Source organism: Kutzneria sp. 744, from assembly GCF_000568255.1.
Classification (GTDB): domain Bacteria; phylum Actinomycetota; class Actinomycetes; order Mycobacteriales; family Pseudonocardiaceae; genus Kutzneria.
This window is the reverse complement of the sequence record NZ_KK037166.1, coordinates 3,689,208-3,696,440: the sequence shown is the minus strand read 5'-3', so window position 1 is coordinate 3,696,440 and position 7,233 is coordinate 3,689,208. Positions and strand designations below refer to the sequence as shown.

Sequence of the window (7,233 nt, the reverse complement as noted above, 5' to 3'; positions counted from 1 at the left end):
GCCGACCCCTCCGGCGCCGTGCTCGACACCCTCCGCTGAGACCTCAGTTCCTGTTCGGAAGGGGGCTTTCCTCCACTCGGAGTGTGGGAAGGCCCCCTTCACAGCCACAGCACATCGTCCCCCGCCGGCACTAGCTGCCCCCACTGAGCGCGCTCGGGGCAACCAGCGAGAATGGGACGATGACCAGCGACAGCACCCCTGCCGGGCACCGTTCCGGTTTCGCCTGCTTCGTCGGACGGCCCAACGCCGGCAAGTCGACGCTGACCAACGCGCTGGTCGGGGCCAAGGTGGCGATCACGTCCAGCAAGCCGCAGACCACGCGGCACACCATCCGCGGCGTGGTGCACCGCCCGGACGCCCAGCTGATCATCGTGGACACGCCCGGCCTGCACCGCCCCCGCACGCTGCTCGGCCAGCGGCTCAACGACCTGGTCATGGAGACCTGGTCGGAGGTGGACGTGGTCGGCCTGTGCGTGCCGGCCGACCAGAAGGTGGGCCCGGGCGACAAGTTCATTGCCACCGAGCTGGCCAAGATCGGCAAGCGCACGCCGGTGATCGGCATCGTCACCAAGACCGACCTGGTGCCCCAGCAGCAGGTGGCCGAGCAGCTGCTGGCGCTGCAGAAGGTGATGGACTTCGCCGAGCTCATCCCGGTCTCGGCCCAGGACGGCTTCCAGACCGACACGCTGGCCGACTTGCTGGTGGCCCGGCTGCCCGAGGGGCCGCGGCTGTACCCGGACGGTGAGCTGACCGACGAGCCGGAGGCCACGCTGGTCGCCGAGCTGATCCGGGAGGCCGCGCTGGAGGGCGTGCGCGACGAGCTGCCGCACTCCATCGCCGTCGTGGTCGAGGAGATGCGCCCGCGCGAGGGCCGCGACGACCTGATCGACGTGCACGCCAACCTGTTCGTGGAGCGCACCAGCCAAAAGGCGATCATCCTCGGTCACAAGGGCGAGCGCCTCAAGCAGGTCGGCACCACCGCGCGCCGCCAGATCGAGCGCCTGCTCGGCTCGCGGATCTATCTCGATCTGCACGTGAAGATCGCCAAGGACTGGCAGCGGGATCCCAAACAGCTCCGCCGTCTGGGCTTCTAGGCTGCCCCAAGGGGCGGAACGACGCGGCTCGGTAAAGAACTGGCCGCGAGTTGCGTGAAATGCCCGGGGTCCACCCGTAACGCGCCCTATAGTTCGTGCGCTTTGGCAGGTAAACCCCAGTCCAGGAGTACCTAGTGACCACACCGCCCCCCGGCTTCGACCCGCAGGGACAGCAGCCGCCGTACGGACAGCAGCCGCTTATGGGCAGCAGCCGCAGACGCCGCCGCCGGGCTTCAGCCAGCCGGGGTACGGGGCGCAGCCTCAGCAGCCGTACGACCCGAGCCAGGCCCAGCAGCAGCCGTACGACCCGAACCAGCAACAGTTCGGCCAGCCCTCGCCGCCCTACGGCACGCCGCAGCAGCCGTACGGGCAGCAGCCGGCCTATGGCCAGCAGCCTTACGGCCAGCAGCCCTACGGCGGCCAGCAGTACGCGGGCGCGCCCCAGGGCGCCGGCGGCGGGCTGGACTACATCCAGCTCCCGGGCATCGGCACCGTCCGGCTGGCCTCGATGGGCCAGCGGTTCCTGGCCCGCGTGATCGACGGCCTCATCGTCGGCATCCCGGCCTCGATCCTGTACTTCGTGGTGATCGTGGCCTGGTTCTCCTCGGCGGCGAGCTCGTACACCATCGACGAGAACACCGGCCAGATCACCGGCGGCCCGGCCGCCGCGGGCCTCGGCTTCCTCGGCACCGCCTTCGCGCTGCCGCTGACGCTGATCATCCTGGAGATCCTCTACGAGGTCACCATGATCGCGCTGCGCGGCGCCACGCTGGGCAAGCAGATCGCCGGCGTCCGCGTGATCCGCACCCAGGACGGCCAGATCCCCGGCTGGACCCCGTCGATCATCCGCTGGGCGATCCTGTACCCGGCGGCGATCGTGCCGTGCATCGGCTCGCTGTGGGTGCTGCTGTGCGAGCTGTCGCCGTTCTTCGACAACCAGGGCCGCCGTCAGGGCTGGCACGACAAGGGCGCCAAGACGATCGTGATCGCCACCAAGTGACGACCCTCGTCCGACTGCGGGTCACCCCGGCCGTCGTCGCCGTGACGGCGGCGGCCGGGGCCCTGCTCGGCACCGGGATCGTCAGCATCCCGTGCTGGTTCCACGCGATGACCGGCGCCGACTGCCCCTTCTGCGGGGGCAGTCGAGCGCTGGGCTCGCTGCTGCACGGCGACTGGCGGGCGCGCTGCGCTTCAACGCCTTCGCCGTCCTCGTCCTGCTGCCGGCCGCCGTGGGCTCTCTTGCTCGGGCGTACGGAGCTGGGCCTGCGGATTCCGTCCTGGGCGGTTCGCCGCAACGCGTTGGTCGCGTTGGGCATCGCCACCGTCGCGTGGTGGCTGGTCCGCGACGTCGCGTTCCCCGGGCTCCAGGTCTGAGATAATCGACGGGTGAGCCTGTACCGAGACACCTGTGTCGTGCTGCGGGTGCAGAAGCTCGGCGAGGCCGACCGGATCATCACGCTGCTGTCCCAGCGGCACGGCAAGATCCGCGCCGTGGCCAAGGGCGTGCGCCGCACCTCTTCCCGTTTCGGCGCCCGGCTGGAGCCGTTCTGCCACGTCGACGTGCAGTTCTACACCGGGCGGACGCTCGACGTGATCACCCAGGTGGAGACCCTCGACGCTTTCGGCATCGGCCTGGTCGACGACTACGCCCGGTACACGGCGGCCTGCGCGGTGCTGGAGACCGCCGACCGGCTCACCGCCGAGGAGGGCGAGCCGGTGCTGCGGCTGTACATGCTCGTCGTCGGCGCGCTGCGGGCGCTGGCCGACCGGCAGCGTGACGCCGGCCTCGTGCTCGACGCCTTCCTGTTGCGCGCCATGGGTTTCGCCGGCTGGGCGCCGGCCGTCACCGAATGCGCGCGCTGCGGCACGCCCGGCCCGCACGCCGCGTTCAGCGTGCCCGCCGGCGGCTCCGTGTGCGGCACCTGCCGACCGCCCGGCTCGGCCAGCCCGGCCTGCGAGACCCTGAGCCTGCTCGACGCCCTCACCCACGGTGACTGGGCCCTGGTCGAGCGCACCCAGGTGTCCAGCAAGCGCGAGGCCAGCGGCCTGGTCGCCGCGCATCTGCAATGGCATCTGGAACGGCAGCTGCACTCGCTGCCGCTGGTGGAGCGCCGCGTGTCGGCCACCGCCATCGACCGGCTCGCCGCCCAGATCCGGACGGTGGTGGCCGATCGTCAGACAATGGGGGAGAACCTTGATCCTGCGACCGGCTGAGCCCCGCGATCTCAAGGCCGTGCACGACATCTGCCTCGACACGGCCACCAAGCGCGAGCTCGACGATCTGGACCTGATCGGCTACGTCTTCGCCGACCCGTACCTGACGTTGGCGCCCGAGTTCTGCTTCGTCATCGACGATGACGAGGGCGTGGCCGGCTATGCCGTGGGCGCACTGGACACAGTGGATTTCTACCGCCGCTGGCGGGCCGAATGGACACCCAGGTTCGCCGACCTGTACCCGAAACCGGAGCAGGAGACCGACCGGCACTCCTCGCTCGTGCTGTCGCTGCACAACCCGGAGCGCTACCTGCCGGCCGCCGCTGCCGAGTATCCGTCCCACCTGCACATCAACCTCGACGCCCGCACGCGGCGCCAGGGCTGGGGCACCAAGCTGCTGGACGCCCTGTTCGACCGGCTGCGGGCCGGCGGGGTCGCCGGGCGTGCATCTGAGCACGTCCGCCACCAACACCCGGGCCATCGCCTTCTACCACAAATTGGACTTCGAGGTCCTGGATCGGCCCGGCGCCGGCACCGTGATGGGACTCCGCTTCGACGGTTCGGGCAGGATGGAGGCACCCCCGTCCCGATCGTGAGGAGCAGCCCTGATGCTGCGTAGGCAGCTGCGCGGACGCAACGACCCCACCGTGAGGCCGCCCGACCCCCACTCCAGCGGCGAGCGTCCGCCGAAGATTCCGCTGGAGTTCGTGCCCAAACACGTGGCACTGGTGATGGACGGCAACGGCCGCTGGGCCAACATGCGGGGCCTGCCCCGCGTGGAGGGCCACAAGCGCGGCGAGGCCGTCGTGCTCGACGTGGCCAGGGGCGCGATCGAGCTCGGCGTCAAGTGGATCTCGCTGTACGCCTTCTCCACCGAGAACTGGAAGCGCAGCCCCGACGAGGTGAAGTTCCTGATGAACTTCAACCGGGACGTCATCCACCGGCGCACCGACGAGCTCGACGAGATGGGCGTGCGGATCCGGTGGGCCGGGCGCAAGCCCCGGCTGTGGCCCAGCGTCGTCAACGAGCTGCAGAAGGCCGAGGAGCGCACCCGGAACAACGATGTGCTCAACCTGACCATGTGCGTCAACTACGGCGGCCGGGCCGAGATCGGCGACGCCGCACGCGAGGTGGCCCGCCTGGTCGCCGCCGGCAAGATCAACCCCGACAAGGTGGACGAGCGCACCCTGGCCAAGCACCTCTACCACGCCGACATGCCCGACGTGGACCTGTTCATCCGGCCCTCCGGCGAACAGCGCATCTCCAACTTCATGCTGTGCAGTCCGCCTACGCCGAGCTCGTGTTCCAGGACATCCTGTGGCCCGACTTCTACCGCCGTGACAAATCTAGTTTGGCATGCGTAGTTGTAGGCCAGCGGTAGCCCCGGGAGATAATTGAAGACTAGTCCTCTATGGTCTCAGTTACTGTTGTTTTGATTCGGACTCGCACCACCAGCTTATTTCGAGGACCAGGGCACATTTAGTAGCTTAGAGGTTACTGGCACCCCCAGATTTGCGAAGCTCGCCACGCGAAGATAGACTAACACATGCCGCTGTGGTGATTAGCTGGTACTGCATGGTTCACATAACTGAACATGTGCTCTGTGGTGAGGCAATCACCGATCGAACAACACCATTCAAGCCCTACACGTCGACGACGACGGCGCCCTCAGCTTCCGCCACGGCGACGTGCCCTGCGCCGTGCAGGCCATGCAGTTCGCCGAGGGCCTCACCATGCTCAGCCTCACCTGCGTGGTCGCCTGGGACCTCCCCGACGACCCCGCGCTGGCCGTCTCCGCCGCCGAGCGGGCCGGTCAGGGGCTGTTCGGCACCCTCGGGGTCGTGCACACCGAGCGGGGCATGGACGTCACCCTCCGGTACGCCTTCCCCGCCGACAACCTTGAGCCCTCGCCGCTGTCGACCATCCTCATGCTGGTCGTGTCCACCGCGTCCCAGCTGCGGGCCGACCTCCTGGCCAGCGTCGAAGGATGACGGCCACCACGGAGCGGCCCGCCGTCTCTCCACCGCGCCGCCGCATCACCTCGCTGGAGGTGCTGTGCGTCGTGCTCGTGCTGGCCCTGGTGTTTCAGGGCCAGCTCGTTGACGCCCTGGACATCCCCGCGCTGCGGACCGGCTCCACGGTGTTCGTCGCCGTGTGTGTGCAGGCCATGCCGTTCCTGGTGCTCGGCACCCTGATCAGCGGGGCCATCGCCGCCTTCCTGCCGGCCGAGGCGTTGCGGCGGGTCCTGCCCCGGCGGTCCGCCTTCGCCGTGCCCGTCGCCGGGCTGGCCGGCGTCGCCCTGCCCGGCTGCGAGTGCGCCTCCGTGCCCGTCGCCCGCCGGCTCATGCAGCAGGGCGTCGCCCCCTCCGTGGCCCTGGCGTTCCTGCTGGCCGCGCCGGCCGTGAACCCTGTCGTGCTGGTGGCTACCGCCGTGGCGTTCCCCGGCCGGCCGGAGATGGTCCTGGCCCGCTTCGCCGGGTCGATGCTGACCGCCGTCGTCACCGGCTGGCTGTGGGCCCGCTTCGGCAAGCTCTCGTGGATCGCCTCCCGTGCCCTCGAACGGCTGCCCACCGGCAGCTCGTCCCGGTGGGCCGTGTTCGCCGAGACCGCCCGTCACGACCTCGTCGAGGCCGGCGGCTTCCTCGTCGTCGGCGGCCTCACCGCCGCCGCCCTGAACGTGCTCGTGCCGTCCTCCCTGCTGGAGTCCCTTTCCGGGCAGTGGGTGCTGGGCATCATCGTCATGGCCCTGCTCGCCGTCGTGCTGGCCATCTGCAGTGAGGCCGACGCCTTCGTCGCCGCCTCCCTGTCCGCCCTGCCGCTGTTGCCCCGCCTGGTCTTCCTCGTCGTCGGCCCCGCCGTCGACGTCAAGCTCATCGCCCTGCAGGTCGGCACCTTCGGCAAGGCCTTCGCGCTGCGCTTCGCCCCCTTGGCCTTCGCCGTCGCCGTCCTCTCCGGCACCGTCGCCGGCCTCGTCCTGCTGGGAGGCGTGTCATGAGGCGGGAAACCCAGAACATCCTGCTCGTGCTGCTCGGCGGTGCCCTGCTCAAGATCGCCCTCAACGGCACGTACCTGAACTACGTCAAGCCCGGCCTGCAGCCCTATCTCGTCCTCTCCGGCGGGATCATGGTCCTGCTGGCCGGCATCGCCATCGTCACCGACATCCTCAAGTCCCGCCGCGCGGGCGCCCCGGGCGCTGTCGCCGGTGTGGAGGCCGACGGCTCTGCCGCCCGTGTCCCGGCTGCCGTCCTCACGCTCGACGGCACGGCCCCCGACCACGGCGACCCCGCTGGTCATGATCATGGGCATTCCGGCGACCTTGCCGCTGTACACAGCGACGCGCACGGCCACTCCCACGGCGCCGCCCGGAGCGCGTGGATGCTGCTGATGCCGGTGCTGGCGATCTTCCTCATCGCCCCGCCGGCCCTCGGCGCCGACTCCGTGAACCGGGCCGGTGGGCGGACCGTGGCCAGTGAGCAACGGCAGGACCAGGTGATCAAGACCAAGTTCCCGCCGCTGCCGGCCGGGTCGGTGGTGCCGATGCGGATGGCCGACGTCGCCACCCGTGCGGCCTGGGACGCCACGAACTCCCTGAACGGCCGCACGCTGGAGCTCACCGGCTTCGTCGTCCACGACCCCGCCGGCGTCTACGTGGCGCGGCTGGTGATCACCTGCTGCGCCGCCGACGCCATGCCGGTCAAGGCCCGCATGGTCGGCGCCGAGGGCCTCGCCGACGACGAGTGGATCACCGTCACCGGCCGGGTGCGCCCCGACTCCGCCGTGCAGGCCGACAACTACGTGCCGGTGTTCGACGTGACCACCGTGAAGAAGATCGGCACACCCGGCGATCCGTACGAGTACTGATGTAGAGAAACGGCCGGCGGCTCCGACCGTGGGGTGTGAGAGCACCCGAGGCCGAGGAGCCGAG

8 protein-coding genes and 1 pseudogene are annotated in these 7,233 nt (G+C 70.0%); all 9 read left to right on the top strand.

The features are described 5' to 3' along the window. The first annotated feature begins 179 nt into the window (after window positions 1–179). Entirely contained in the window at window positions 180–1,094 is a 915-nt protein-coding gene (era, locus tag KUTG_RS16505; RefSeq protein WP_043717871.1) for a GTPase Era, read from the top strand. Window positions 1,095–1,602: 508 nt separating this feature from the next. After that, window positions 1,603–2,094 (top strand): RDD family protein, encoded by a 492-nt coding sequence (locus KUTG_RS61320; protein ID WP_052394714.1) that lies wholly within the window; start codon window positions 1,603–1,605, stop codon window positions 2,092–2,094. Next, window positions 2,091–2,468 (top strand): DUF2752 domain-containing protein, encoded by a 378-nt coding sequence (locus KUTG_RS53525; protein WP_232240824.1) that lies wholly within the window; start codon window positions 2,091–2,093, stop codon window positions 2,466–2,468. The genes KUTG_RS61320 and KUTG_RS53525 overlap by 4 nt, the downstream gene beginning before the upstream one ends. A 12-nt stretch (window positions 2,469–2,480) precedes the next feature. Then, window positions 2,481–3,308, top strand: coding sequence for a DNA repair protein RecO (gene recO, locus KUTG_RS16490; RefSeq protein ID WP_052394712.1), 828 nt, complete (start codon window positions 2,481–2,483; stop codon window positions 3,306–3,308). After that, window positions 3,289–3,927, top strand: a complete 639-nt coding sequence (locus KUTG_RS16485) for a GNAT family N-acetyltransferase (protein WP_052394710.1) — start codon at window positions 3,289–3,291, stop codon at window positions 3,925–3,927. The genes recO and KUTG_RS16485 overlap by 20 nt, the downstream gene beginning before the upstream one ends. Beyond that, window positions 3,917–4,689: pseudogene (locus KUTG_RS16480) on the top strand (isoprenyl transferase). Before KUTG_RS16485 ends, KUTG_RS16480 begins: the two are co-directional and overlap by 11 nt. 253 nt (window positions 4,690–4,942) lie before the next feature. Next, window positions 4,943–5,299 (top strand): hypothetical protein, encoded by a 357-nt coding sequence (locus KUTG_RS16475; RefSeq protein ID WP_043717868.1) that lies wholly within the window; start codon window positions 4,943–4,945, stop codon window positions 5,297–5,299. Next, the gene (locus KUTG_RS16470) at window positions 5,296–6,303 is read left to right on the top strand and encodes a permease (protein WP_043717865.1); all 1,008 of its coding nucleotides are present in this window, start codon (window positions 5,296–5,298) and stop codon (window positions 6,301–6,303) included. Before KUTG_RS16475 ends, KUTG_RS16470 begins: the two co-directional genes overlap by 4 nt. Beyond that, on the top strand, window positions 6,300–7,169 hold the full coding sequence (locus tag KUTG_RS16465) for a TIGR03943 family putative permease subunit (protein ID WP_043717862.1): 870 nt from the start codon (window positions 6,300–6,302) through the stop codon (window positions 7,167–7,169). The genes KUTG_RS16470 and KUTG_RS16465 overlap by 4 nt, the downstream gene beginning before the upstream one ends. Window positions 7,170–7,233: the final 64 nt, after the last annotated feature.

Coding starts and splice junctions, on each gene's coding strand:
- KUTG_RS16470 (WP_043717865.1), top strand. CDS start 5,296: ATGACGGCCACCACGGAGCGGCCCGCCGTCTCTCCACCGCGCCGCCGC.
- era (WP_043717871.1), top strand. CDS start 180: ATGACCAGCGACAGCACCCCTGCCGGGCACCGTTCCGGTTTCGCCTGC.
- KUTG_RS16465 (WP_043717862.1), top strand. CDS start 6,300: ATGAGGCGGGAAACCCAGAACATCCTGCTCGTGCTGCTCGGCGGTGCC.
- KUTG_RS61320 (WP_052394714.1), top strand. CDS start 1,603: ATGGGCCAGCGGTTCCTGGCCCGCGTGATCGACGGCCTCATCGTCGGC.